This is a genomic window from Rhodococcus sp. NS-SX18 (assembly GCF_057367935.1).
In genome coordinates this window covers 917,154-939,896 of record NZ_CM170633.1, presented here as the reverse complement: position 1 = coordinate 939,896, position 22,743 = coordinate 917,154, and the positions used below count along the sequence as shown (strand labels likewise).

Genomic DNA, 22,743 nt, shown 5'->3' with positions numbered 1-22,743 from the left:
CCCCGGCAGCCCTTTCCCGGACGATCCCTACAGGATCGGCGCCGGCGCGTACTTCGCGGCGTCCGGGTACTGCTCGACGAGGTCCTGCACCGCCGCAACGACGGTGGCGACCTGCGCCTGTGCGGCACCGACGAACGCCGACCGGTCGGCCAGCGCGGCGTCGAGAGCCGCTCGATCCAGTGGCAGCCGCTCGTCGGCGGCCAGCCGGTCCAGCAGGTCCGGCTCGCGGCCCTGCTCGCGCATCGCCAGTGCCACGGCGACCGCATGCTCCTTGATGACCTCGTGCGCCGTCTCGCGGCCCACGCCCGCGCGCACCGACGCCATCAGCACCTTCGTGGTCGCCAGGAACGGCAGGTAGCGGTTGAGTTCCTTCTCGATCACCGCCGGGTAGGCACCGAACTCGGCGAGGACGGTCAGGAACGTCTCCATCAGGCCGTCGAGGGCGAAGAACGCGTCGGGCAGTGCGACGCGCCGCACGACCGAGCAGAACACGTCGCCCTCGTTCCACTGCGCGCCGGCGAGCTCGGCGGCCATCGACGCGTACCCGCGCAGCACCACCTGCAGGCCGTTGACCCGCTCGCAGGAACGGGTGTTCATCTTGTGCGGCATCGCGGACGAGCCGACCTGGCCCGGCTGGAAGCCTTCGGTGACGAGTTCGTGCCCGGCCATCAGGCGGATGGTGTGGGCGAACGACGACGGCCCGGCCGCGACCTGCACGAGCGCGGAGAGCACGTCGTGGTCCAGCGAGCGCGGATAGACCTGGCCGACGCTGGTGAGCACGTTCGCGAAGCCGAGGTGCTCGGCGACCTTCGTCTCGAGGCGCGCGAGCTTGTCGGCGTCCCCGCCGAGCAGGTCGAGCATGTCCTGCGCGGTGCCCATGGGGCCCTTGATGCCGCGCAGCGGATACCGGGCGATCAGCTCGCGCAACCGGGTGAGCGCGATGAGCAGCTCGTCGGCGGCGGACGCGAACCGCTTGCCGAGCGTGGTGGCCTGCGCCGCGACGTTGTGCGACCGGCCCGCCATCACCAGCGGCGAGTACTCGGCGGCGCGTTCGGCCAGCCGCGCGGCGATCGCGACACCGTGGGCGTGCACGTGCTCGAGCGAGCGCAGGATCTGCAGCTGCTCGACGTTCTCGGTGAGGTCGCGGCTGGTCATGCCCTTGTGCACGTGTTCGTGGCCGGCGAGTGCGTTGAACTCCTCGATACGGGCCTTCACGTCGTGGCGGGTGACGCGCTCACGCGCCGCGATGGACTCGAGGTCGACCTGCTCGAGCACGCGCTCGTAGTCGGCGAGCGCCTCCTGCGGAACGTCGATACCGAGCTCCGCCTGCGCCCGCAGGACCGCCAGCCACAGCTGGCGCTCGAGCACGATCTTGTGCTCCGGCGACCACAGCGCTGTCAGGTCCGGGCTGGCGTAACGGGTGGCAAGGACGTTCGGGATGCGACTCACAGGACGTCAGTTTACGGCGCCCCGTCACGCCTCCTGTTCGGCAGGCGGTGCCACCCCCTCCAGGACGCCGGGCAGGATGCACCGCGCGAGGGCCCGCGGATCGGGGTCGAGATCGCCGAGCGCGCCGAGCACGGCACCGTCGACGACCGCGACGAGCCGCCGCAGCTGCGGCTCGTGCACCGACCGTCCGCACCGTTGCAGCAGGTCTGTGAGCAGCTGCTCGATCTGCGCGCGCAGCTCCTGCTGGACGTCGCGCAGCTCGGGGTGGCGGGCGGTGGCGACGCACCGCTCGTAGCGGGCGATGAGACGCTCGCGTTCGATCTCGCCCACCCCGCCGGGCCCGACAAGCAGGTCGACGATCAGGTCCGCGGTGGACTCGGGTCCGCGGTCGCTCGGGGGGACGCACTGCACGCGCGAGCGCATGACGTCGAGTTCACGCCGGCCGTTGTGCTGGACCGCGCTCGCGACGAGGTCGTCGAGGGAATGGAAGTAGTACGTGGTGGAGGCGAGCGGAAGTCCGGCCCGGTGCGCGACGGCGCGGTGCCTGACGGCATCGATCCCGCCCTCGAGGATCAGGTCGGCCGCCGCCGCGACGAGCGCCTGGCGGCGCCGTTCGCCCTTGGGGGTGGCTGCGATCGACACCCTTGTCATGGTGCCAGTCCCCGTGGTCACGCCTGAGGGAAACGGCCCGAATACTCGCAGGTAGGACCAATCTGTCGGGTTTCGTCACGATCCGGGTAGCCAGGTGCGCAGCCGTTCCAGCGCCTCCTGCACGTCCGCGGTGGCCCCGGCGAAGGACAGCCGGACGGTCCGATCGCCGTGCACTGTGTCGAAGTCGACGCCCGGCGCGAGCGCCACCCCGGTCTCCTGCAGCAGCCGAGCACACCAGCGGGTGGAGTTCTCGCCGTCCGGGAGCAGGTGGTCGATGTCGGCGTAGACGTAGAAGGCACCGTCGGCGGGTGCGAGCTCGGTGACATCCAGCTCCGGTAGGCCCCGGAGCAGCAGCTCGCGGTTGGCCGCGTACCGCGTGACGTGTCCGTCGAGCTCGGCCCGGGCCTCCGCACCGAACGCATCGACGGCCGCGTACTGGGAGATCGCCGGCGGGCACACTGTCATGTTGGAGGCCAGGCGCTGCAACGGCGGGCGCAGTCCCTCCGGTACGAGCATCCAGCCGAGCCGCCACCCGGTCATCGAGAAGTACTTCGACACGGAGCCGATCACCACGGCGTCGCGGGAGGTCTCCCACGCGCAGCTCGTGGCGGGTGCACCGTGCGTTCCGAACTCGATGCCGTGGTAGATCTCGTCGGAGATGAGCAGCGCGTCGTGGTCGTCGCACCAGCGAGCGAGCGCGGCCAGCTCGGCCGGCTCGATCATGGTGCCGGTGGGGTTGGCGGGGCTGGCGACGACGAGTCCGGCGATCGGACCGTCGAGGGCCTCGAGCATCTCGACGGTCGGCTGGTAACGGGTGTGCGGTCCGCAGTCCAGCTCGACCACCCGGCAACCGAGGGCGGCGAGGGTGTTGCGGTAGGCGGGGTAGCCGGGCCGGGCGACGACGACCGTGTCGCCGACGTCGAAGGCAGCCAGGAACAGCAGGGTGAACGCCCCGGAGGATCCGGTCGTGACGACCACGTCGTCGGCGCCGACGTCGACGCTGTAGCGGTCGCGGTGGTAGCCGGCGATCGCCTCGCGCAGCGGCAGGATCCCGAACGTCTCGGTGTAGCCGAGCAGCTCGTCGTCGAGGGCACGACGGGTGGCGCGCAGCACCGGGGCGGGTGCCGGCGTGGACGGCTGACCTGCCGCCAGGCTCAGCACGTCGCCGTGGCTGCGCTGCCGCTCGGTGGCCGCCTTCCACACGTCCATGACGTGGAAGGTCTGGATCCGGGATCGTCGGGATTCGAAGCGCACGACCTCAGACGTTAGCCGCTCGCGCTCGCCGGATGTCCGCCGGTGGGCGTGCACCGACCCACCGTCGCGACGTCAGCTCGTTCGACGGACACCCGCGCGCCGAACAGAGCGCGCCCGTGTCCGGGCACCGCGCGGATGCGTCCCTAGGACGGGATCGCGATGCGTCCCTCGACGGCGGCGAGACCGATGTCCTTGCGGAAGTGCCCACCCGGCAGCTTGATGCCGGCGAGCGTGGCATACGCCTCGTCGCGGGCGGCGGACAGGTCGGCGCCCGTGCCGACGACGCTGAGGACACGCCCGCCGGCCGAGACGACCGCGCCGTCGGCGATCCTGGTGCCGGCGTGCAGCACTCCCTGCGCGTCGGCGCCGGTGACCACGTCGCCGGTGCGGGGGCTGGCCGGGTAGTACTCGGCCGCCAGCACCACGGTGACGGCGGCGCCGTCGCGCCAGCGCAGCGGGGGCAGCTCGGCCAGGGTGCCGGTCGCGACCGCGTTCAGCACCTCGCCGAGCGGCGACTCGAGCAGGGCGAGCACGGCCTGGGTCTCGGGATCACCGAAGCGGCAGTTGAATTCGACGACGGCCGGGCCGTCCTTGCCGATGGCCAGGCCGGCGTACAGCAAGCCCGTGAAACCGCATCCGCGGCGGACCATCTCGGCAGCGACGGGCTCCACGACGTCCGCGACGATCGTGTCGACCATGCCCTGCGGCAGCCACGGCAGCGGCGTGTAGGCCCCCATGCCGCCGGTGTTGGGGCCGGTGTCGCCGTCGCCGACGCGCTTGTGGTCCTGTGCAGGCAGCAGCGGCACGACGGTCTCGCCGTCGACGAGACAGAACAGCGAGACCTCCGGGCCGTCGAGGAACGATTCGAGCAGCACGGGGTGCCCGTTCTCGAGGATCTCCGCGGCGTGGTCGCGGGCGGCGGCCCGGTCGGTGGTGACGACGACGCCCTTGCCGGCGGCGAGCCCGTCGTCCTTGACCACCCAGGTGGGGCCGAAGCGGTCGAGCTTCTCGTCGAGATCGGCGGGATTGTCGACGACCTCGCTGTGCGCGGTGCGGACCCCGGCGGTCTTCATGACGTCCTTGGCGAACGCCTTCGAGCCCTCGATGCGGGCGGCCGCCGCGGACGGACCGAAGCAGGCGATGCCCGCGGCGCGCACGGCGTCGGCGACACCGAGGACCAGCGGCACCTCCGGGCCGATCACCACGAGGTCGACGTCCTGTGCCTTCGCGAGCGCGACGACGTCCTCGGCGGACGCGGCGTCGACCGGAAGCTGTTCGGCGATCCGGCCGATGCCGGCATTGCCGGGCGCTGCCAGCACGGCCGTCACGCCGGGATCGCGGGTCAGGGCCAGGACGAGGGCATGTTCACGGGCACCGGAGCCGATAACGAGTACGCGCACGCAGGACAGGTTACGGGACCGGTCCGGGGCCACGGACCGACGCATCGGCGCCCCACGGCCGGGACGGACGACGGGACCGCCCGGTGCTACCGGGCTGCTCCCGCGTCCCGTCCCGTTCCCTCGACCGGGCACCACACCAGGTCGGCGCGATCACGGGTCTGCGCGACGGTGCGCGCGTTGGGCAGGTCGACCGTGCGTACCCACTCGGCGGCCTCGGCGGCGGTCGATCCGGTGGCCCGGTGGCGCCGGGCGAGGCGGGACTCGAGCTCGTCGTCGGGTGCGTCGAGGTAGACGACGAGGTCGAGCAGCGGGCGGATGCGCTCCCATCCGCCGTCCGCGAGGAGCAGGTAGTTGCCCTCGGTGACGACGACGCGGGTCTCGGGGGTGATCTCGTGGAACGCGGCGATCGGTTCGTGGAGGCGGCGCGAGTACTCGGGTGCGTGAACGGTCTCCGTGCGGTCGTCGCGGATCCGGCGCAGCAGGGCCGCGAATCCGCCGACGTCGAACGTCTCGGGCGCGCCTTTGCGGGATCGGGTGCCGTGGGCGTCGAGCCGGTGGCCGGACAGGTGGAAGCCGTCCATCGGAGCGGCGGCGGCGGCGATGCCGGCGTCGCGCAGGAGGTCGACGAGCAGGTCGGCGGCGGTGCTCTTGCCGGCGCCAGGTGGGCCGCAGAGCCCGACCACGCGGCGCTCCCCCGCCGCGACGGTGCGCAGGTGCCGGTCGATCAGGTCGGTGACGAGCGCGCGCAGCGGTCCCGTCCGGGATGGCGGCGGCGACGGCATGCGACGAGGATACGAGAGGCGCCGGCTGCGGCGGTCCGCCTATTCTCCCCGGTATGGCTTCCGTGTTCAGCATGATCATCGCCGGCGACCTGCCGGGCCGGTTCGTGTGGCAGGACGACGACGTCGTCGTCTTCCTGACCATCAACCCCGTGAACCAGGGCCACGTGCTCGTGGTGCCGCGGCAGGAGGTGGATCACTGGCAGAACGTCGACGACGAGCTGTGGGACAAGGTCCACAACGTCGCCCGCATCATGGGCCGGGCGGTGTGCTCGGCGTTCGGCGCGCCGCGCGCGGGACTGCTCGTCGCCGGTCTCGAGGTGCCGCACCTGCACCTGCACGTCTTCCCCGCGTACGACCTCGGTGACTTCGACATCAGCAAGGCCGAGAAGGACCCGTCGCCGGAGTCGCTCGACGAGGCCCAGGCGAAGCTGAAGGCCGCGCTACGGGAACTCGGGCACGCGGACCACGTCCCCGCCTGACCCTGCGGTCCCCGGCGGCACCGGTGCCGCCGGGTCGTCGAGGAACTCGGTGAAATGCGCCCACGACGTGCCGCGGGCGGCAAGGCCGGCGAGCAGTCCGAGGTGGCTGCCGGGCACGACCTCGAATCGCACGTGGGGCGATCCGGGCAGCACCCGGCCGATCGCCTCGACGGCCGGGACGGGTGCGAGCACGTCGTCGCTGCCGGCGAGTGCGAGCACGGGCACGGTGACGTCGGCGAGGTCGATCGTCCGGTCCTCGAACCGGACCCGGCCCGTCGCGAGTTCGTTCGCGACCGTGAGGCGCATCGCCATCTGATGGAACAGCCGGCCCGGGTAGCCGGGCATGTCGGCCTGGAACCGGTCGATCGCCTCCATCCGGGCGAGGGTGCCGGCGTCGGCGAGGTTGCGGGCGACGAACCACGGCCGGGTCAGTTCGCGTTCGAGGGCGGTGGCCCGGTAACCGAGCTGCACCAGCGGGGCGGGCACGCCCCCGAGCAGATGGGTCACGGCCGTGAGGGCGGGCTCGCCCACGATGCGGCCGAGGTGCCGGGCCGGCCCGAGGAAGGGGATGCGCTCGTAGTCGATCGGCGTGCCGAACGCGGTGATCGAGCGAATCGGCAGCCCGGGATGGGCGGCCGCGGTGAGCAGGCACAGGGTTCCGCCGAGGCTCCAGGCGGCCAGGTCGACGTCGCGACCGCCGCACAGTTCGGCGACCCGCGCGATCGCCTCGGGCACGATGTCGTCGACCCAGTGTTCGAAACCGAGATGCCGGTCGGAGCGGTCCATGGTGCCGAAGTCGAGGACGTGGACGTTGCGGCCGGCCTCGACGAGATGCTGCACGAGACTCTGCCCGGGCCGCAGGTCGTAGCAGCGCGCGGGCGCGGCGAGCGGCGGCACGAGCAGGACGGGGGCACCCGCGTCGGACTCACCGTAGCGGCGCAGGGTACGGTGCGGTCCGTCGGCGACGACGACGGACGCGGTGGCGTGCCGCGGTTCGATTCCGTCGCCGACGAACAGCGCCCAGGCGTTGCGCAAGGCGCGCTGCGCCGTCCCCGACAGTCCCACGACGTCTCCTTACTCGAAAGTCAGTTACGTCACCGTAGCTCAGGGACGGACCGTCACTCCACCGGGATCCGCGGGATCAGCACCCGGAACGTCGACCCGGCGCCCGGCGCGGAATCCACCTCCACCCGGCCGCCGTGGGCCGTCACCAGCGCCGCGACGATCGACAACCCGAGACCGCTGCCGCCCGACGAACGGGCACGCGACGCGTCGGCGCGGTAGAAGCGCTCGAAGACCCGGGCGCGGTCCGCCTCGTTCAGGCCGGGGCCGGTGTCGACGACCTCGAGCACCGCGTCGGGTCCGGCGGTGCCGACCCGGACGGTGACGTGCGCGCCGGCCGGGGTGTGGGTGAGGGCATTGGTGACGAGATTCCCCAGCACCTGCCGCAGCCGCGCGTCGTCGCCGAGCACCTCCGGGGTTCCGGGACCGTCGAACACCTCGAGCTCCACAGTCCGCTCCGGCGCGACGGCCCGCGCATCGTGCACAGCATCGGCGGCCAGCGCGAGCAGGTCGACCGGGTTCTGCTCGAGCGGCCGCTGGGCGTCGAGGCGGGCCAGCACGAGCAGATCCTCCACCAGCAGGCCCATCCGCCGGGACTCGCTCTCGATGCGGCCCATCAGCATTGCGGTGTCACTGCTCGCGCCCTGACGGTAGAGCTCGGCGAACCCGCGGATCGTGGTGAGCGGGGTGCGCAACTCGTGGCCGGCGTCGGCGACGAACCGGCGCATCTTCTCCTCGGATCTGCGGGCGGATTCCTCCGACGCCGCCGTCGCCGCGAAGGCTTCCTGGATCTGGCCGAGCATGCCGTTCAGCGCCACCGACAGCCGCCCGACCTCGGTGCGCGGGTCCCGCTCGGGAACCCGCCGGTGCAGATCCCCGCCCGCGATCGCCGCCGCGGTGTGTTCGACCTCCTTCAGCGGACGCAGACTGCGCCGCACCACGAAGTACCCGGCCACCCCGAGCACGAACAGCACCGCGGCGCCGATACCGATCTGCAGCACGACGAGCCGATCGACGGTGTCCTCGATCGAGACCAGGGTGACACCGACGGTGGTCACGATGCCCCCGGCGCTCTGGGTCGACACCACCCGCCAGCGCACGTCGGACCCGTCGGCGGAACCCACGGTCTGCGGCTCCCACACCGGCTCACCGGGCAGCGCCGGCGACGTGGACTCGTCGTTGACGACGAACCGCTCCGACCCGTCGGGGCCGACGACCCGCACATAGAACGGGCTCGGCGGCCGGTTCGAACTCGGGGCATCCGGCGGCGGTAGGTCGCGGCCGGCGCCGGGCGGCTTGGCCCACGTCCGAGCCGCGGTGTGCAGGTCCTGATCGGTCCGGGCGAGCAGCGAACTCTGCAAGGCGGACGTCACCGCCACCCCGGACGCCAGCAGTCCCAGCCCCGACAACGCCACCAGCGCCGCGACCAGCGTCAGCCGCAGCGGCAGCGGCCGTATGCGGCTCACTCCCGGTGTTCCCGCATGACGTATCCGACCCCGCGCAGGGTGTGGATCAACGGGGTGTCGCCGGTGTCGACCTTGCGCCGCAGATAGGAGACGTACGACTCCACGACGCCGACCTCCCCGCCGAAGTCGTAGCTCCACACGTGGTCGAGGATCCGCGGCTTGCTGAGAACCGTGCCCGCATTGACCATGAAATACCGCAGCAGGGTGAACTCGGTGGGTGAGAGCGACACCGGCCGGCCGGCCTTCCACACCTCGTGGGTGTCGTCGTCGAGTTCGATGTCGGCGAAGGTGATGCGGGCCGAGCGTTCGTCCGCGGAGACCTTTCCGGCCCGTCGCAGGATCACCCGCAGCCGGGCGATGACCTCCTCGAGGCTGAACGGCTTGGTGACGTAGTCGTCCGCGCCCAGGGTCAGGCCGGACACCTTGTCCTCCACGGCGGTCTTCGCCGTCAGGAACAACACCGGCGCGGCCGAACCGTCGGCCCGGAGCCGGCGCAGCATCCCGAACCCGTCCATCCCGGGCATCATGACGTCCAGGATCACCGCGTCCGGCCGGAACGCCCGGGCCCGGTCGAGCCCCTCGGCGCCGTTGCTCGCCGTCTCGACCTCGAAACCCTGGAATTTCAGGCTCACCGCGAGCAGTTCGACGATGTTCGGCTCGTCGTCGACGATCAGGATCCGGGCCTCGGGGGTCTTGTCGGTCACGGCGCCGATTCTCCCGGAGACCCCTGGCATGTCGCTGCGAGAAACCTGGGAACTTCCTGTACGGCCGGCCCTGCCGAATCCGGACCGTCGGGGTGCGGCGATCAGGGATCATGGACGTGTCCGCATCGTGAGGAGCCGTCCGTGTCGCCGAGGTGGGTGCACCGCGGGGCGGCGTCGGCCGCCGCCGTCGCCGTGTCCCTGGCCGTGGCCTGCCCGCCCGCGGCCGCGGAGGAGGTCGAGGTCTCGTTCGGGATCGCGTGCCGGGTGCGGTCGGTGATCGACGTCGACGAGCTGCTCGGATCGTCCGCGACGGTGGACGCGCCCGCCCGGGTCCGTCCGGGTGAGCGGTTCAGCTACCGCATCCAGACGGCCCCCGTCGCGTATCCGGACTCGAGCCGCGGCGCCACCACCCGCAGCGTCTCCCGACTGAAGAACGACTTCGCGATCCCCGCCAACGCGACGTTCGTCGACGCGACGGTCGTGCCCGGAACCGCCTTCAACCTGGACAACGTGCCGCCCGGCGTGCTGCGGGTGAACGAGGACGGCGTCCCCGACCCTGCGGGCACGATCCTGCGCCTGTCCGGGAACAACGAGGTCATCGGCAACAGCCCCACATCCGGCACCGAGGGCGAGGCCGGGATCCGGGCGCCCAAGACGCAATTGCAGCTCAACGGCACCCCCAGCCCCGTCGGCGACAGCTGGTTCCGGCTCCCCGCGGTGGAGGTGACCATGATCGCGGGCGACGCGGGCGTGATCACGCCGATGCTCCGCACCGCAGGCGCCGCGGGCCTGGTCGACGACGACGCCAACTACAACACCTCGCTCACCCAGGCCACGTTCCTCGGCTCCACCCAGTGGGGACCGACACGCTGCTCGCCGCGGGACACGATGACCGGGCCCCTCAACGCCGGCGCCGGTCCGCTCGCGGTCATCACGATCTCCGACGTCGCCGAGGTACCCGCGACGGTCACCGTCGATGCCCCGGAGGTGGTCGACGACGGCACGGTCGTCACCCTCACGGCGACGGTGACGCCGGACGTCGAGGGCGGCACGGTGCTGTTCCGGGACGGCGGCACCGACCTGGGTCCGCCGGTGGCGGTCGTCGACGGCCGCGCCACCGTCGAGCATCGCCTCTCCGGCGCCGGAAGCCACACGATCACCGCGGTCTACTCCGGCGCGCCCGGCGCGGCGGGCGCGACCTCCGAACCCGTCGCGGTGACGGTGCCCGGGTCCGGGAACGCACGCGGCTGGTGGATCGCGGCCGGGGTCGGAGTGGTCGCCGGGGTGCTGGCCGTCGCCGTCCTCGCCCGCCGTCGGAGGCGCTGATCCGGCCGGACACGCCCCGCACGTCCACCATGTTGTCGGCGCGTGATGCTATGACGGGACGAAGACAGCCACCGCGAAGGAGGTCCCGCCCATGACGTGCCGGGCGTGCCGATCCGATCTCGACCACTGTCACGGCACCCTCGTCGTGCACGCGACGACTACCGTGGACTGCACCGATCCCGACTGCTTCGACACCTCCCGGGTGCGGCACGTGCTGGTGATCGACTGCTCCGAACTCGCTCAGCGCTGCGACTGCACCGAGGTGTACGCCCGGGTGGGCGCGCGCCGCGTTTCCTGAGGACCCGCGGCGGCTCGTCCCGCCGAGCCGCACTGTTGCGCCGGTTACAGTGACAGGCATGAGTCTGGCGTCCGCGCTCGCGTTCCCCGTCCGTCTCGGCTTCGCTGCGGCGGACTCGGCCCTCGGCGTCGCCGAAGGCGTCATCGGGACCGTCCGGCTGGCGGTCTCCCCCCAGACGTACGCGGGGCTGAACGCGGTCGGCGTCGCGAGCCCACGGGGACCGCTCGGCCTGCTGCAACAGGTCTCCGTGCTGGCCGCCGACGACCGTCCGCTCGGCCAGGCGCTGCGTCCCGGCGGACCGCTGGACCGCCTCCTCGCTCCCGGCGGACCGGTAGACCGGCTCACCGCCCCCGGCGGCCCCCTCGACCGGCTCCTCGAACCCGGCGGTGCCCTCGACCGGGTGACCGCGCCCGGTGGTCCGCTCGAGAAGGTCCTCGCCGAGGACGGAGCCCTGGACCGCCTGCTGTCGAGCGGCGGCCTCCTCGATCGGCTCACCGCCCCCAGCGGCCCACTCGAGCGTCTGCTCGCCGAGAGCGGACCCGTCGAACGGCTCACGGCTCCCGGAGGGATCGTCGACGTCGCCCTCCAGCCCGGTGGCCTGGTCGAGCGGGCCCTCGAGCAGGGCGGGGTGCTCGACACCCTCCTCGCCGAACAGGGCGCCCTCGAACGCCTGCTCGCCAAGGGCGGTCCGCTCGATCAGATCGTGTCGCTGTCCGAGACGCTGGTGCAACTGACCCCCACGATCCATCGGATGAGCACCAGCATCGACGTGCTGCAGGAGACCGCCGAACTCCTCCGCGAGGCGGTGGGCCCGCTGGGCGATCTCGCGGGCAAGCTGCCCGGCCGGTGGCTGCGCAGCGGCTCGGGTGGCTCGGCCAACAGCGGCAGGCACGAACTGCGCGCGCCGGACTGATCCCCTCACTCCTGCAGATCCGTGACGGCCCGGAACGTGCCGTCCATATGGAACGGAGTGGACTCGTGCTCGTGGGCAATCCGCCACGACCCCTCGACGCGGCGTAGACCGAACGTGACGCGGAACCACAGATCGAAGCGCGGCCCTCCGTGCTGGGTCGCTCCCAGCCGCGACAGTGCGTGACAGAACGCGACGTCGCCGGCCGTCTCGACGTGCAGGTCCTTCACCTCACAGTCGAGAGGGCCGTCGAACCCCGCGAACCACGATGCCCAGACCTGCGGAGCGGGAGCGGTCTTGCGCAGCGGCGGTGCCAGGTCGAACACCGTCGCACCGGGGACGTAGCACGCGGCGAGCCGATCGACGTCCTTGGCGTTACGAGCCGCGGTGTGCTCCTCGATCAGCGCACGAACCCGTTCCTCGTCCGGAGACTCGTCCGTCTCGAGGACGGCGAGGATGTTGCCCGCCGGGTCCCGGAACCACGCGATCGGCGGGCCGACCCGACGGAAGATGCCCCTGTCGTCGACCCCCTCGTAGCGCTCGAACCGGACACCGCGAGCGGCGAGTTCGTCCACCACCTTCTCGAGGTCGCGAACGGGAAAGTCGAGGATCGTGTAGGTGGCCGGAGTGTGGTCCTCCTTCGGATAGATCAACGTGTCGCGTCCGCCGTCGAGGTGCAGGTGCAGCATCCCGTGCTCCTCCGACACGGAGATGCCGAGTACGTCGCCGTAGAACTTCGCGGCCGCCGCCACGTCGTCGACGGCGAAACTGGAAAAGGAACGGTCCAACATGGTGCTGACTCCTCACTGCGAACGATGCCGTACCTGTTCCGACCACCGAGCGGCGGCAAACTCATCGGCCGAACGGTGACTTTCTCCCCTGATGCGGACCCCGACGCCGGGATTAGCGTGGAAGACGGTTCCGACCGAGGGGAGGTCGCCATGACACCGGCCCGCCCGCGCTCCCCGGTCGCCGCCCGGCGATTCGGGTATCTCGTCGCGGTGCTCCTCAACGCGGTGGTGCTGTATGCCGCGAACGTGTGGCCGGGCTGGGAGGCCGTGCCGTTCCTCACCGAGGACACCCGCTCCGTCATCGGCTTGGTCAACGCCTCGATCCTGGTCAGCCTGGTCGCCAATCTCCTGTACCTGATGTGGGATCCCGTGTGGTTCAAGGCGCTGGGAGACGCGGTCACCACGACGGTCGCCCTGCTGGCGCTGCTGAAGATCTGGCAGGTGTTCCCGTTCGACTTCGGCGAGGCCTCGTTCGACTGGCCGCTCGTGACGCGCATCGTCCTGGGGCTGGGAATCGTGGGCAGCGTCATCGGGATCGTCGCCGCGTTCGTCACCTTCGTCCGGGTGGGTCACCCGTCCACCCGGGAGATCCGGTCTCACTGAACAACACCCCGAGCCGGCGATGTCCGCACATCGGAGGTCAGCATGGAAGAACGTAACGACTACGACGTGGTCGTCGTCGGGGCCGGCCCCGGCGGGCTCACGACTGCAGCGTATCTGGCGGCGACGGGACGCCGGGCGCTGGTGGCCGATGCCCGCACGCAGCCGGGCGGTCACATGTCCGCATTCACCCACGGCGGCTACGAATTCGACATCGGACTGCACTACACCTCCGAGGCGCCGGTGCGGCATGCACTGGGACCGCTGGGTGTGGACGTGAGCTTCCGGGAGTTCGATCCCGCGGGGATGTTCCGGCTGCTGAACGGGGATCGCGAACTGGCGGTCCCGAAGGGTATGGAGGCTTTCCAAAACACTCTGTACGAAGCATTTCCGGCCGAGCGACGAACGATCGACGAATTCCTCACCACCGTCGAACTGCTCACCGAGGAGCTGGAACGGATCGCGGAGCGGCCGCACCTGCGGGAGCTGCCGCAGCTGCCGTGGCGGCTGCGCGGTCTGCTCCGTCACGGCCGCACGACCGCCGGCGGCTACCTGCGTCATCTGCACGCCTCTCCGCAACTCACCACCGCACTGCTCGGTTGGACGATCGGCAGTCTGGCCGTGGCGCCGTCGCGGCTGTCGCTGCCGGTGGCAGCCCGGATGATCCACTCCTACCTCGAGGGCCTGTCGTACCCGCAAGGCGGATCGCGGGTCGTCTCGGAGGGTCTCGCAGAGGTGGTGCGCCGCCACGGTGGCGACGTGCTGCTCGGCACGGAGGTGAGCCGTATCCTTCTCGGCGGCAACAAGGTTCGTGGCGTACGCGTACAGGACGCCTCGCTCGACACCGTACCGGGGCCCGGACGCGAGATTCTCGCTCCCGCAGTCGTGTCGGCGGTGGACATCCAGCAGACCTACCTGTCGCTGCTGCCGCCTGATCGTGTGCCACCTCGGCTCCTCCGGCGGGTGCGGAGCTACGAGCTGGCCCTGCCGCTCGCCGTCGTCTACCTGATCCTGGACCGGGACCTCGCCGCCGAGGGCTATCCGAACGCGACCCGTCTCGTCACCGACACGGACGACTTCGATGCCGAGTACGCCGCGCTCCGGGCGGGCGAGCTTCCCCCGGCCACGTCCTCCGGGCTGTGGATCGCGAGCCTCGCCGATCCGGACAACCCCCGGCTGTGCGCACCCGGACAGACCAATGTCCAGCTGATCGGCCCGGCACCCGCACAGCACTCCTGGTGGGGTATCGCGCCGGGAAGCGGTTCGACCCCGCGCTACGACGCGAGACGACGTCAGCTTCGCGACCGGCTGGTGCACTCTGCCGAGCGCACGGTCCCCGGCCTGGCCGATTCCATAGTCCACGAGGAGACGGGGACACCCGTCACCGCCGAACGCTTCATGCACTGCACCGGCGGCGTGTCGTACGGCCCGGCGTTCACCCCGACCCAGACGTTCACCCGGCTCGGCGCGACGGGGCCGGTCGAGGGCTTGTTCCACGCCGGTGCGGGTGTTCGGCCGTCGCACGGGCTGGTCGGCACCCTGTTCGGTGGGACGGCCGCCGCGGCGGCGGTTGCGGGCGTATCCGTCGACGAGTTGCGGGACGCGGCAGCGGCTGGGTGTGCCGCCGCCAGCTGATCGGTTGCGGACGCCCGCGACGTCACGCGGCCCGGACGGCTGTCGCTCACCCGGTACCACCGCCGGCACCGCACTAACGTCGGAGGCATGACCGTCCCCGAACTGCTCGCCGGCCGCTACGAGTTGCGCGGCATCCTGGGCTGCGGCGGGATGGGCGAGATCAGAGACGGATGGGACACCCGGCTTCGGCGACCCGTCGCGGTGAAGGTGCTGCGCAGCGAGTTCGGCCGGCCCGACGTGCGCCGACGCTTCGAGGCCGAGGCACGGGCGGCGGCAACGCTCACCGATCCGCGCATCGTCGCGGTACACGACAGCGGTGAGGACGCCGGCGTGCCCTACATCGTGATGGAACGCTTGCCGGGCAACACCCTCGCCGACGAGATCGCTCTCGGCCCGATGCCACAGGACCGAGTGCGGACCATCCTGAGCGACGTGACAGCCGCCGTCGCCGCAGCGCACGAGGCCGGGATCCTCCACCGTGACATCAAGCCGGCCAATATCCTCTTCACCGAGGCCGGAGCGGTGAAGGTGACCGATTTCGGCATCGCCAAGAGCGCCGGCGAGGACTACACCCGCACCGGCGAACTCGTCGGAACCGTCGCCTACCTGAGTCCCGATCGGCTCGCCGGCGCACCGGCGAGCCCGCACGACGATCTGTATGCCGTCGGGGCCGTGGGGTACGAGGCGCTGACTGGGCGCAAGCCCTACGACTACGACAACCTGCTGGCGCTGGCGCGCGCGATCACCCAAGGGCCGCCGCCCCCGCTGGCCGCGGTGCGACCGGATGCCGACCCCGGACTCGTGGCCGTGATCGAGCGGGCGATGGCACGCGATCCCGGACAACGCTTCACCAGTGCCCGGGACATGCTCGCCGCACTGCTCGACCGCCGTCCCGGCGATCCGGTGACCGAGGTGATCCACGCGCCGACCTCGGCTTTCCCCGTTGCCGGTCCGCCCTCGCCTGTCACGACTCGTGCAATGCTCGACACGGTCCCCACTCCCGACTCCGGTCGCCGCCGGATCCTGCTCACTCTCGGTGTCGTGGCCGTCGCTGTCGCCGCTCTGCTCCTGCTGGCCTGGGGCCGGGGCAGTGATACACCGTCGATCGCCACGCCGGGGACGAGCAGCGTTCCCGTCACCTCCCCGATGCCGGTCGGCGACCCCAGTTCACCTGTCACCACCGATGCGAACCCGGCCCCCGCCTTCACCACCGTCCCCGCGCCGGCTCCGCTCGTGCCGTCGGTCGCGCCGAAGTCCGGCAGCGGGAGCAGCAACGAGGATCCAGGTAACAGCAACGGCAACCCGGGTCGCAACAACGGCAACGGCGGTGGCGGCAACGGCAACGGCAACGGCAACGGCAACGGCAACGGCAACGGCAACAACGGTAGGTGAGGGGCGAGCCGGAATACCGGTCGGTGCCGCATCACCTGTCTTCGGCTTCGGACCCCAGGAACGCCTCGGGCGCTCCCACCCCGAGGTGGGAGCGCCCGAGGCGTGATGGATCAGAGCAGAATGCCGAGACCGGCGAGCAGAGTGAACAGCGTTGCAGCGAGGGAACCGAGAACCATTCCTACCTCCAATGTGTCGTGTGACGATCCTTCGTCTCCGCGGGGGACGGAGACGAACGACGCCCAGTGCCGCAGGGTGCACGACGAGGGCGTCACCAAGATCATCGAGCGGTACATGGTAGGTGTTACCCACAGTTCCACGGTTGCACCCTGTGAGGTGCCTCACTGACGTCCGTCGCGCAGGTAGCCGACGGCCTCAGTGCCGACGACAGGCCGCCGGGCCTGACTATGCCGCGAGCAAGTCACTTAGGATGGGCGTATGGATGCGGCCCGGTTGGACGGTTTTCTCGCCGATCGCGATGCCTGGCAGACCACCCAGTGCTCGATCGCCAAGGCGATGGACATGGTGGGAACCCGCTCGGCGATGCTGATCCTGCGCGAGGCCTACTACGGCACCAGGCGGTTCGACGACTTCACCCGCCGCGTCGGGATCACCGAGGCTGTCGCGGCTGCCCGGCTGCGCGAACTGACCGCCGAGGGCCTGTTCGAGCGTCGGCCTTACAAGGAACCCGGGCAGCGGACGCGGTACGAGTACGTACTCACCGAGAAGGGCCGCGACCTGCTCCCCGTGGTTCTCGCGCTGAAGCAGTGGGGCGACAAGTACCTCCAGGGCGAGCGCGGCGCTCCTCTCGGCCTCACCGACGACACGACCGGCGATCCCGTGCGCGTCGAGGTCCGCAGCGCCGCACGCGAGGTCCCCCTCGAGGAACTGCGCGTGACGCCGAACTTCACCGAGGAGCAGGCCCGGCGCGCGATGCGCAACGCCTCCGCAAACCGGTGATCCACCGTCGGGCGCTCTGAGAGAATCGGTCGACACGTCGTCACGAGCTCCGGGGGTGATCACCGTGACGGAGATGCCGGAATCCGGTGCCGGACCCGATCTGACCCGGGTGCCGACCGACGCCCTGCTCGCGGAGATCCGCCGCCGGATCGAGTCGTCGCCTGCCGTCTCTGCGACAGCGGTGCCCGATCGAACCGAGGACGCCCCTCCCCCGAACACGCCGTTGCAGGTGTTCGAGGTCGCCGCGGACGAGAGCGACGAGACCGGGTTGCGCGCCTCACCGATCCACCCGGACAGCGAGACCTGAGCGGATCCGCGCGCCCCGCAGTCGGATGCGGATGCAATTGCTGTCGCGTCCGACCGGGAACGGCGCGGATGCCCCGGCGCCGCTGGTGGAGCCCCCTGTCAGGATTGAACTGACGACCGCTCGCTTACAAGGCGAGTGCTCTACCACTGAGCTAAGGAGGCAGTCGAGCGCGCCAATCATACCGAGACACCGGGCCGGGCATGCCACCCCCCGGTTCGTTACGGTGGATTGGTGGCCGGGACGGCCGACATCGACGACGACAGAGTTGGGAGCGCACAGCGGTGGGAACGATGGCAACCGCCTTCGGAAAGCTCGTCCTCGACCGCCGGGCGACACTGGACACCATCACCGAGGCGCCGGCGCCGCTGCAGCCGATCGACCTGACCGATGACGCGACGGTCGCCGAGGCGCTCGACGTCGCCGTCCGCGTCGGCGAGGTGATGCTGGCCGCGGGCACCGGTGCGATCGACACCTCCGAGCAGGTGCGTTTCGTCGCCGCGACGTACGGCCTGGCCCAGTGCGACGTCGACGTGACCTACAACTCGATCGTCCTCTCGGCGTACCGGGGGCCGACGATGCCGCCGGCGAGCACGATGCGCGTCGTGCAGTACCGGTCGATGGACTTCACGCGGCTGGCCGCGGTGGACCGGTTGACCCGGCGCATCCGGCGGGAGGCGATCTCGCCGGCGCAGGCCCGCGAGGATCTGCTGGCGATCACGACGGCGCCGCACCCGTACCACCGCTGGATGGCGACGTTCGCGTGGGCGGCAATGGCCGCGTCGATCTCGGTGCTGCTCGGTGGTGGCGTGCTCGTGGCGGCGATGGCGTTCGCGTCGACAGCGGTCATCGACCGGACGAACCGTGTCCTCAACGGCATGGGCCTGCCGTTCTTCTTCCAGCACGTCGTCGGCGGCATCATCGCCGCGACGCCCGCGATCCTGTTGTTCAACCTGCGCGAGCCGTTGGGTGTCGACGTGCCGCCGGGCCTGATCATCGCGGCCGGCGTGACGGTGCTGCTGTCGGGCTTGTCGCTGGTCGGTTCGGTGCAGGACGCGATCACCGGAGCGCCGATCACCGCGTCGGCGCGGTTCTTCGAACTGGTGATGATGACGGGCGGGATCATCGCCGGCGTGGCGACGGCGCTGAAGGTGATGGAGGCGCTGGGCGCGGAGTTACCGGTGATCAGCAACGATGCGCTGCCCACGGCGACCGCTCTGCCGGTGAAGGTTCTCGCCGGTGCGGCGTCGGCGCTGTTCTATGCGCTGGCGTGCTACGCCGAGCGGCGGGCGCTGACGGCTGCCGCGCTCGGCGGTGCGGCAGGCAGCCTCGTGTTCCTGATGTCGATGGAGTTCGCGGTGGGCCCGATCATCTCGTCGGCGACGGCCGCGACGGTGGTCGGTTTCGCCGGTGGCCTGATGGCGCGACGGGCGCTGACCCCACCGTTGGTGGTGGCGGTCGCCGGTATCACCCCGCTGCTGCCGGGCCTGTCGTTGTACCGGGGCCTGTATGCGGTGATCGGCAGCGAACTGCTGCTCGGACTGACCGCGCTGTTCTCGGCGTTCGGCATCGGGTGTGCGCTGGCGGCGGGGGTGACGCTCGGCGAATGGCTGGCCCGCACGGTCCGGCATCCGCGCAGCGTGCTGCGGGCGGGATCGCTGCGCCGGCCGCAGTTGCGGCGCGTCCGGTTGGTCCGTCCGTACCGGGCGTCGAAACGCCACGAGAGTCACCCCGCGGGTGGCGCACCCGCGGCGTGACTCTCGTCCACGCGTTACCTCGGACGGTCAGGCGCCGGCGTTGCGCGCCTTCTCGTCGGCTTCCATGGCGTCACGCAGGCTCTTCGGCCGCATGTCGGTCCAGTTCTTCTCCACGTACTCGACGCACGCTGCACGCGACTCCTCCCCGAACACCACGCGCCACCCCTGCGGCACCTCGGAGAAAGTCGGCCACAGCGAGTACTGCTCCTCGTCGTTCATGAGGACGTAGAAGCGGCCGTCTTCGTCGTCAAAAGGATTCGTGCTCATCTCGCCTCACTTGTCGCATAGGTGTGCTGCTCCCGTACCCTAGCAAGGTCCGGGGCCCGGTCATGACCCGCTGGTAGTTTTCCGTCGCGCTGCTCGAGGACGGATCCGAGGATCTCCCCGGACCGGATCGCCACGTTCGACAGCAGCGAGGCCGTCAGCCCGTGGGTCTTCTCGGTGCCGCCCTGGAGATAGATCCCCGCCCGGACGTCGCCCGCGGTGGGCAGGCGGTAGTCCCGGTCGACCGTGCGCAGCGGCGACGACTCGGGAGCGAGAGCGCCGAGCAGCGGTGGCAGCGGGGCGGCGTCGAATCCGGTGGCGAGGACCACGGCGTCGCACGTCAGGGTGTCGGTGAGCCCGTCGAGTGTGCTGCGCACGTCCACCTCGATTCCGGTGGCCGTCTCGGTGACGGCGCCGACCTCGGACGCGCGCCGCATGAACAGCCGACGCCGGCCGCCGACGCGCTCGCGGTACTCGGCCGCGTACAGCGCCGCGATGAGGTCGGGGTCGACGACGGAGTAGTTGGTGCTGCGGTGCAGGGCCAGCAGTCGCTCCCGCTCCGCCTCGGGTGCGGCGTGCAGTTCGTCGACCGTGGCCGGATCGAAGATGCGGTTGGCGAACGGGCTGTCGTCGGCGGGGCTGTAGCCGAAGCGGGCGAACACGTTGTGCACCTCGGCCTGCGGATAGTGGTCGTGCAGGTACTGCACCACCTCGGCAGCGCTCTGGCCGGCACCGACGACGACGAACCGCTGGTGCACGGGCGCGGGCATCTCGGCCAGATGGAACAGGAACCGGTGGTTGTGGAAGCACCGCACGCTCTCGGTGGCCCACGGGGGGATGCGGGGCCGCAACCCCACGCCGACGACGATGTTGCGGGCGTGTACGACGGTGCCGTCGGCGGCGTGGACGGCGAGGCGGTCGGCGATGCCCGCCGGGTCGCGTACGGCCTCGACGGCGACGACCTCGGTGCCGTACCGCACGTCGGCGTCGACGCGGGCGGCCGCCCACTGCAGGTAGTCCTGGAACTCGTGCCGGGTGGGGAAGAACGTCTGGTGGTTGACGAAGTCGACGAGCCGGCCCCGGTCGTGCAGGTAGGCGAAGAAGGTGTAGGGGCTCGTGGGGTTGCGGAAGGTGACCAGGTCCTTCGGGAAGGCGATCTGCATGGTCGAGCCCTCGAGGAGCATTCCGGGATGCCAGGCGAACGCGGGCTGCCGGTCGAAGAACCGGGCCCGCACGGGGTCGTGCGGGGCTTCGGCATTGTGCTCTTCGACGGCGATCGCCAATGCGAGATTGGCGGGTCCGAATCCGATCCCGACGAGGTCGAGGAGTTCCGGTGGTTCGCCGTCCGGCGACGGCGAGTCACCGCTGTCGTTGCAGGAGCGGTCGGTCATGGTCGCTCTTCCGTGCTCGGGGGCCGCAGCCGCGGATGGGATCGATCGCACAAGAAGATAGCTCAGGCTACCCTTGGTTTGGTTAGCCTACCAATCATTGCAGCCGGTTGGGGTGCGTCACCCGCCGGCCCGGAACCCCGCTCCCTAGTGACTCCCCTCCGCCCGCGCAAACAGATCGCCTTTGCGGATCTTGCCGGTGGCCGTCATGGGCATCGCCTCGACGAGTTCGACGATCGGCACCTTGTAACCCGCCATGTTCTCGCGCGCCCACGCCGTGAGTTCGCCGGCCGTGACGGTCGCGCCGGGGACCGGCTGGACGAACGCGAACGCGACCTGCCCTCTGTCCGGATCGGACCTGGGGACCACCGCGACCGTCGCGACCCCCGGGTGCATGCGCAGCAGCGCCTCGACCTCGGCGGGGAAGACGCTCATCCCGTTGGTCTTGATCATCTCCTTGTTGCGGGCGAGATAGTGCAGCGCACCGCGCTCGTCGAACCGGCCGACGTCGCCGGTGCGCAGCCAGTCGCCCTGGAACGCGTCCGCGGTAGCCTCGGCGTTGCGGTAGTACCCGGTGGTCACCGAGGGGCTGCGCACGACGATCTGCCCGGTCTCACCGAGCGGCACCGGGGCACCCGCCTCGTCGACAATCAGGATGTCGGTGCCCGGCACGGGCAGGCCACAGAACACCGGCTCGCTCGCGAGGTCGAAGTCGCCGTCCTGGAAACCGAGAGTGAAGGTGTCGGCGGTGTTCGTCTCGGTCATGCCGTAGCTCGCCTCCCGCAGGGTGTGACCGGTCGCGTCGCGCCATCGCCGGCGGATCGCCGGGTCGAGCTTCAGCACGAACGACACCGCCATGGCGTTGTCGAGCGTGGCGGCGCGGTTCCCGTCGAAGCCGGGCGCGTCCATGAGTTCGACATAGTTGTCGACGGTGCCGACCGTGCTGGTGACGCCGTGCCGCTCGACGAGAGCCAGCGCGGCGTCCGCGTCCCATCGGGTCATCAGCACCACGGAGCCGCCGTTGACGAGAGGGTTGAGGATGCCGAAGACCTCACCGGCGATCCAGAACATGGGCAGGTAGTTGAGCACCACGGTGGTCTCCCCCACCCGCCGGCCGCCGCCGACGGTGGCCGCAGCCGCGGTGTAGACCATGTGCCACTGGGTGTGCTCGCAGCCCTTCGGCATGCCGGTGGTGCCGCCGGTGTAGTTCAGCGCGGCGAGCGCGTCCGGGTCCGTCGCGACGGCGGGTGCGCGGGGACTGTCGAGGATGCTCGCCCAGTCGCCGGCGGCGGAATCGGTGACCGGGAAGGGTGGCGGCACCTCCCCCGGCCTCGTACCGGTGAGCATGTCGCCGAGGGCAGTGACGGCGACGTGGCGCACCGGCGTGCGCGGTCGGACCACCTCCACCAGCGGGAGCAGTTCGGGCTGCGTGAGCAGGATCGTGACGCCGGCGTCGGCGAGCTCGTGGGCGAGTTCGTGTTCGCGCAGCATCGGGTTCACGGGTACGTGGACGGCGCCGATCTTGAGGATGCCGAGCATCGCGACGTGGAACTGCGGACAGTTGCCGAGGTGGACACCGACCCGGTCGCCGGCCCGGGCGCCTCGGGCGAGCAGCCAGCCGGCGAACCGGTCGGAGAGGTCGTCGTACTCGGCGTAACCGACCGTGCGACCGTAGAACTCGATCGCGGGGGCATGCGGGCGCACGTGCGCCCAGTGCCGCAGGTAGTCCACGAGCGCGCGCTCGTCGATCGGGTACTCCACCGTCTGCGGCACCTCCGGCGGCCAGTGCGCTTCCTGCACCCGCCGGATCCCGGTGAGCGCGGCCTCGAGGGCGTCGGAGTCGGTGGGGACCGTGTCGAACTCGCGTGTCATCT

23 protein-coding genes and 1 tRNA gene are annotated in these 22,743 nt (G+C 71.0%); 10 read left to right on the top strand and 14 right to left on the bottom strand.

The features are described from left to right. Positions 1–27: 27 nt before the first annotated feature. From purB to AC2IPW_RS04345, 5 genes are all read right to left on the bottom strand, one after another. Positions 28–1,449 carry an adenylosuccinate lyase gene (gene purB, locus AC2IPW_RS04365; RefSeq protein ID WP_003936778.1) on the bottom strand — a complete coding sequence of 474 codons (1,422 nt, stop codon included), beginning with the start codon at positions 1,447–1,449 and terminating at the stop codon, positions 28–30. Positions 1,450–1,473: 24 nt separating this feature from the next. Further along, positions 1,474–2,091, bottom strand: a complete 618-nt coding sequence (locus tag AC2IPW_RS04360) for a TetR/AcrR family transcriptional regulator (RefSeq protein ID WP_017680584.1) — start codon at positions 2,089–2,091, stop codon at positions 1,474–1,476. Positions 2,092–2,175: 84 nt separating this feature from the next. Continuing rightward, positions 2,176–3,354, bottom strand: coding sequence for a pyridoxal phosphate-dependent aminotransferase (locus AC2IPW_RS04355; protein ID WP_486376366.1), 1,179 nt, complete (start codon positions 3,352–3,354; stop codon positions 2,176–2,178). A 143-nt stretch (positions 3,355–3,497) separates the two neighbouring features. Further along, positions 3,498–4,754 carry a phosphoribosylamine--glycine ligase gene (purD, locus tag AC2IPW_RS04350; RefSeq protein WP_003936781.1) on the bottom strand — a complete coding sequence of 419 codons (1,257 nt, stop codon included), beginning with the start codon at positions 4,752–4,754 and terminating at the stop codon, positions 3,498–3,500. Between the two features lie 86 nt (positions 4,755–4,840). Continuing rightward, complete coding sequence (locus tag AC2IPW_RS04345) at positions 4,841–5,536, bottom strand: nucleoside/nucleotide kinase family protein (protein WP_486376365.1); 696 nt, start codon at positions 5,534–5,536, stop codon at positions 4,841–4,843. A gap of 53 nt (positions 5,537–5,589) precedes the next feature. Here AC2IPW_RS04345 and AC2IPW_RS04340 point away from each other — a divergent pair, with 53 nt between their 5' ends. Continuing rightward, a complete protein-coding gene (locus AC2IPW_RS04340) occupies positions 5,590–6,015 on the top strand; it encodes an HIT family protein (RefSeq protein ID WP_003936783.1) in 426 nt (141 codons plus the stop codon). Here the strand turns inward: AC2IPW_RS04340 and AC2IPW_RS04335 are convergent. From AC2IPW_RS04335 to AC2IPW_RS04325, 3 genes are read right to left on the bottom strand one after another with little or no spacing between them, the layout of a single operon-like run. Then, positions 5,977–7,080, bottom strand: a complete 1,104-nt coding sequence (locus tag AC2IPW_RS04335) for an alpha/beta fold hydrolase (protein ID WP_486376364.1) — start codon at positions 7,078–7,080, stop codon at positions 5,977–5,979. The two genes, AC2IPW_RS04340 and AC2IPW_RS04335, sit on opposite strands and share 39 nt — an antisense overlap. Before the next feature lie 53 nt (positions 7,081–7,133). Then, a complete protein-coding gene (locus tag AC2IPW_RS04330) occupies positions 7,134–8,543 on the bottom strand; it encodes a sensor histidine kinase (RefSeq protein WP_416062741.1) in 1,410 nt (469 codons plus the stop codon). After that, positions 8,540–9,277, bottom strand: a complete 738-nt coding sequence (locus AC2IPW_RS04325) for a response regulator transcription factor (protein WP_416062740.1) — start codon at positions 9,275–9,277, stop codon at positions 8,540–8,542. The genes AC2IPW_RS04330 and AC2IPW_RS04325 overlap by 4 nt, the downstream gene beginning before the upstream one ends. A 111-nt stretch (positions 9,278–9,388) precedes the next feature. Between AC2IPW_RS04325 and AC2IPW_RS04320 the strand changes: the two genes are divergently transcribed. The 3 genes from AC2IPW_RS04320 (at position 9,389) to AC2IPW_RS04310 (ending at position 11,784) form a co-directional block, all read left to right on the top strand. Beyond that, positions 9,389–10,573: an Ig-like domain-containing protein gene (locus AC2IPW_RS04320; RefSeq protein ID WP_486376363.1), complete on the top strand. Its 1,185-nt coding sequence runs from the start codon at positions 9,389–9,391 to the stop codon at positions 10,571–10,573. Between the two features lie 91 nt (positions 10,574–10,664). Next, on the top strand, positions 10,665–10,871 hold the full coding sequence (locus tag AC2IPW_RS04315; protein ID WP_054373845.1) for a hypothetical protein: 207 nt from the start codon (positions 10,665–10,667) through the stop codon (positions 10,869–10,871). Between the two features lie 58 nt (positions 10,872–10,929). Next, entirely contained in the window at positions 10,930–11,784 is an 855-nt protein-coding gene (locus tag AC2IPW_RS04310; RefSeq protein WP_003936789.1) for a hypothetical protein, read from the top strand. A 5-nt stretch (positions 11,785–11,789) separates the two neighbouring features. Here AC2IPW_RS04310 and AC2IPW_RS04305 read toward each other — a convergent pair whose 3' ends face one another. Continuing rightward, positions 11,790–12,572 carry a nuclear transport factor 2 family protein gene (locus AC2IPW_RS04305; protein WP_416062738.1) on the bottom strand — a complete coding sequence of 261 codons (783 nt, stop codon included), beginning with the start codon at positions 12,570–12,572 and terminating at the stop codon, positions 11,790–11,792. Between the two features lie 150 nt (positions 12,573–12,722). On the opposite strand from AC2IPW_RS04305, the gene AC2IPW_RS04300 reads away from it, so the two are divergent. From AC2IPW_RS04300 to AC2IPW_RS04290, 3 genes are all read left to right on the top strand, one after another. Beyond that, positions 12,723–13,175: a hypothetical protein gene (locus tag AC2IPW_RS04300; RefSeq protein ID WP_486376362.1), complete on the top strand. Its 453-nt coding sequence runs from the start codon at positions 12,723–12,725 to the stop codon at positions 13,173–13,175. 42 nt (positions 13,176–13,217) lie between these two features. Then, positions 13,218–14,807: a phytoene desaturase family protein gene (locus AC2IPW_RS04295; RefSeq protein WP_486376361.1), complete on the top strand. Its 1,590-nt coding sequence runs from the start codon at positions 13,218–13,220 to the stop codon at positions 14,805–14,807. 87 nt (positions 14,808–14,894) lie between these two features. Next, positions 14,895–16,199, top strand: coding sequence for a serine/threonine-protein kinase (locus tag AC2IPW_RS04290; RefSeq protein ID WP_486376360.1), 1,305 nt, complete (start codon positions 14,895–14,897; stop codon positions 16,197–16,199). A 110-nt stretch (positions 16,200–16,309) separates the two neighbouring features. Here AC2IPW_RS04290 and AC2IPW_RS04285 read toward each other — a convergent pair whose 3' ends face one another. Then, positions 16,310–16,480 (bottom strand): hypothetical protein, encoded by a 171-nt coding sequence (locus tag AC2IPW_RS04285; RefSeq protein WP_416062734.1) that lies wholly within the window; start codon positions 16,478–16,480, stop codon positions 16,310–16,312. A gap of 154 nt (positions 16,481–16,634) precedes the next feature. Between AC2IPW_RS04285 and AC2IPW_RS04280 the strand changes: the two genes are divergently transcribed. Further along, complete coding sequence (locus tag AC2IPW_RS04280) at positions 16,635–17,156, top strand: winged helix-turn-helix transcriptional regulator (RefSeq protein WP_054373857.1); 522 nt, start codon at positions 16,635–16,637, stop codon at positions 17,154–17,156. A 73-nt stretch (positions 17,157–17,229) separates the two neighbouring features. Next, entirely contained in the window at positions 17,230–17,463 is a 234-nt protein-coding gene (locus tag AC2IPW_RS04275; RefSeq protein WP_486376969.1) for a hypothetical protein, read from the top strand. Between the two features lie 86 nt (positions 17,464–17,549). On the opposite strand, the gene AC2IPW_RS04270 is transcribed toward AC2IPW_RS04275, so the two are convergent. Beyond that, a tRNA-Thr gene (locus AC2IPW_RS04270) sits at positions 17,550–17,624 on the bottom strand. A 120-nt stretch (positions 17,625–17,744) separates the two neighbouring features. Here AC2IPW_RS04270 and AC2IPW_RS04265 point away from each other — a divergent pair. Beyond that, complete coding sequence (locus AC2IPW_RS04265) at positions 17,745–19,217, top strand: threonine/serine exporter family protein (protein WP_416062732.1); 1,473 nt, start codon at positions 17,745–17,747, stop codon at positions 19,215–19,217. 27 nt (positions 19,218–19,244) lie between these two features. Here AC2IPW_RS04265 and AC2IPW_RS04260 read toward each other — a convergent pair whose 3' ends face one another. From AC2IPW_RS04260 to AC2IPW_RS04250, 3 genes are all read right to left on the bottom strand, one after another. After that, positions 19,245–19,484: an MbtH family protein gene (locus tag AC2IPW_RS04260; protein ID WP_003936798.1), complete on the bottom strand. Its 240-nt coding sequence runs from the start codon at positions 19,482–19,484 to the stop codon at positions 19,245–19,247. After that, positions 19,481–20,872, bottom strand: a complete 1,392-nt coding sequence (locus tag AC2IPW_RS04255) for a lysine N(6)-hydroxylase/L-ornithine N(5)-oxygenase family protein (RefSeq protein WP_486376359.1) — start codon at positions 20,870–20,872, stop codon at positions 19,481–19,483. Before AC2IPW_RS04255 ends, AC2IPW_RS04260 begins: the two co-directional genes overlap by 4 nt. Before the next feature lie 144 nt (positions 20,873–21,016). Next, a complete protein-coding gene (locus AC2IPW_RS04250) occupies positions 21,017–22,741 on the bottom strand; it encodes an AMP-binding protein (protein ID WP_450121292.1) in 1,725 nt (574 codons plus the stop codon). Positions 22,742–22,743 lie beyond the last annotated feature (2 nt).

Coding starts and splice junctions, on each gene's coding strand:
- AC2IPW_RS04345 (WP_486376365.1), bottom strand. CDS start 5,536: ATGCCGTCGCCGCCGCCATCCCGGACGGGACCGCTGCGCGCGCTCGTC.
- AC2IPW_RS04340 (WP_003936783.1), top strand. CDS start 5,590: ATGGCTTCCGTGTTCAGCATGATCATCGCCGGCGACCTGCCGGGCCGG.
- AC2IPW_RS04325 (WP_416062740.1), bottom strand. CDS start 9,277: ATGCCAGGGGTCTCCGGGAGAATCGGCGCCGTGACCGACAAGACCCCC.
- AC2IPW_RS04315 (WP_054373845.1), top strand. CDS start 10,665: ATGACGTGCCGGGCGTGCCGATCCGATCTCGACCACTGTCACGGCACC.
- AC2IPW_RS04310 (WP_003936789.1), top strand. CDS start 10,930: ATGAGTCTGGCGTCCGCGCTCGCGTTCCCCGTCCGTCTCGGCTTCGCT.
- AC2IPW_RS04305 (WP_416062738.1), bottom strand. CDS start 12,572: ATGTTGGACCGTTCCTTTTCCAGTTTCGCCGTCGACGACGTGGCGGCG.
- AC2IPW_RS04300 (WP_486376362.1), top strand. CDS start 12,723: ATGACACCGGCCCGCCCGCGCTCCCCGGTCGCCGCCCGGCGATTCGGG.
- AC2IPW_RS04295 (WP_486376361.1), top strand. CDS start 13,218: ATGGAAGAACGTAACGACTACGACGTGGTCGTCGTCGGGGCCGGCCCC.
- AC2IPW_RS04290 (WP_486376360.1), top strand. CDS start 14,895: ATGACCGTCCCCGAACTGCTCGCCGGCCGCTACGAGTTGCGCGGCATC.
- AC2IPW_RS04285 (WP_416062734.1), bottom strand. CDS start 16,480: ATGATCTTGGTGACGCCCTCGTCGTGCACCCTGCGGCACTGGGCGTCG.
- AC2IPW_RS04280 (WP_054373857.1), top strand. CDS start 16,635: ATGGATGCGGCCCGGTTGGACGGTTTTCTCGCCGATCGCGATGCCTGG.
- AC2IPW_RS04275 (WP_486376969.1), top strand. CDS start 17,230: ATGCCGGAATCCGGTGCCGGACCCGATCTGACCCGGGTGCCGACCGAC.
- AC2IPW_RS04260 (WP_003936798.1), bottom strand. CDS start 19,484: ATGAGCACGAATCCTTTTGACGACGAAGACGGCCGCTTCTACGTCCTC.
- AC2IPW_RS04255 (WP_486376359.1), bottom strand. CDS start 20,872: ATGACCGACCGCTCCTGCAACGACAGCGGTGACTCGCCGTCGCCGGAC.
- AC2IPW_RS04250 (WP_450121292.1), bottom strand. CDS start 22,741: ATGACACGCGAGTTCGACACGGTCCCCACCGACTCCGACGCCCTCGAG.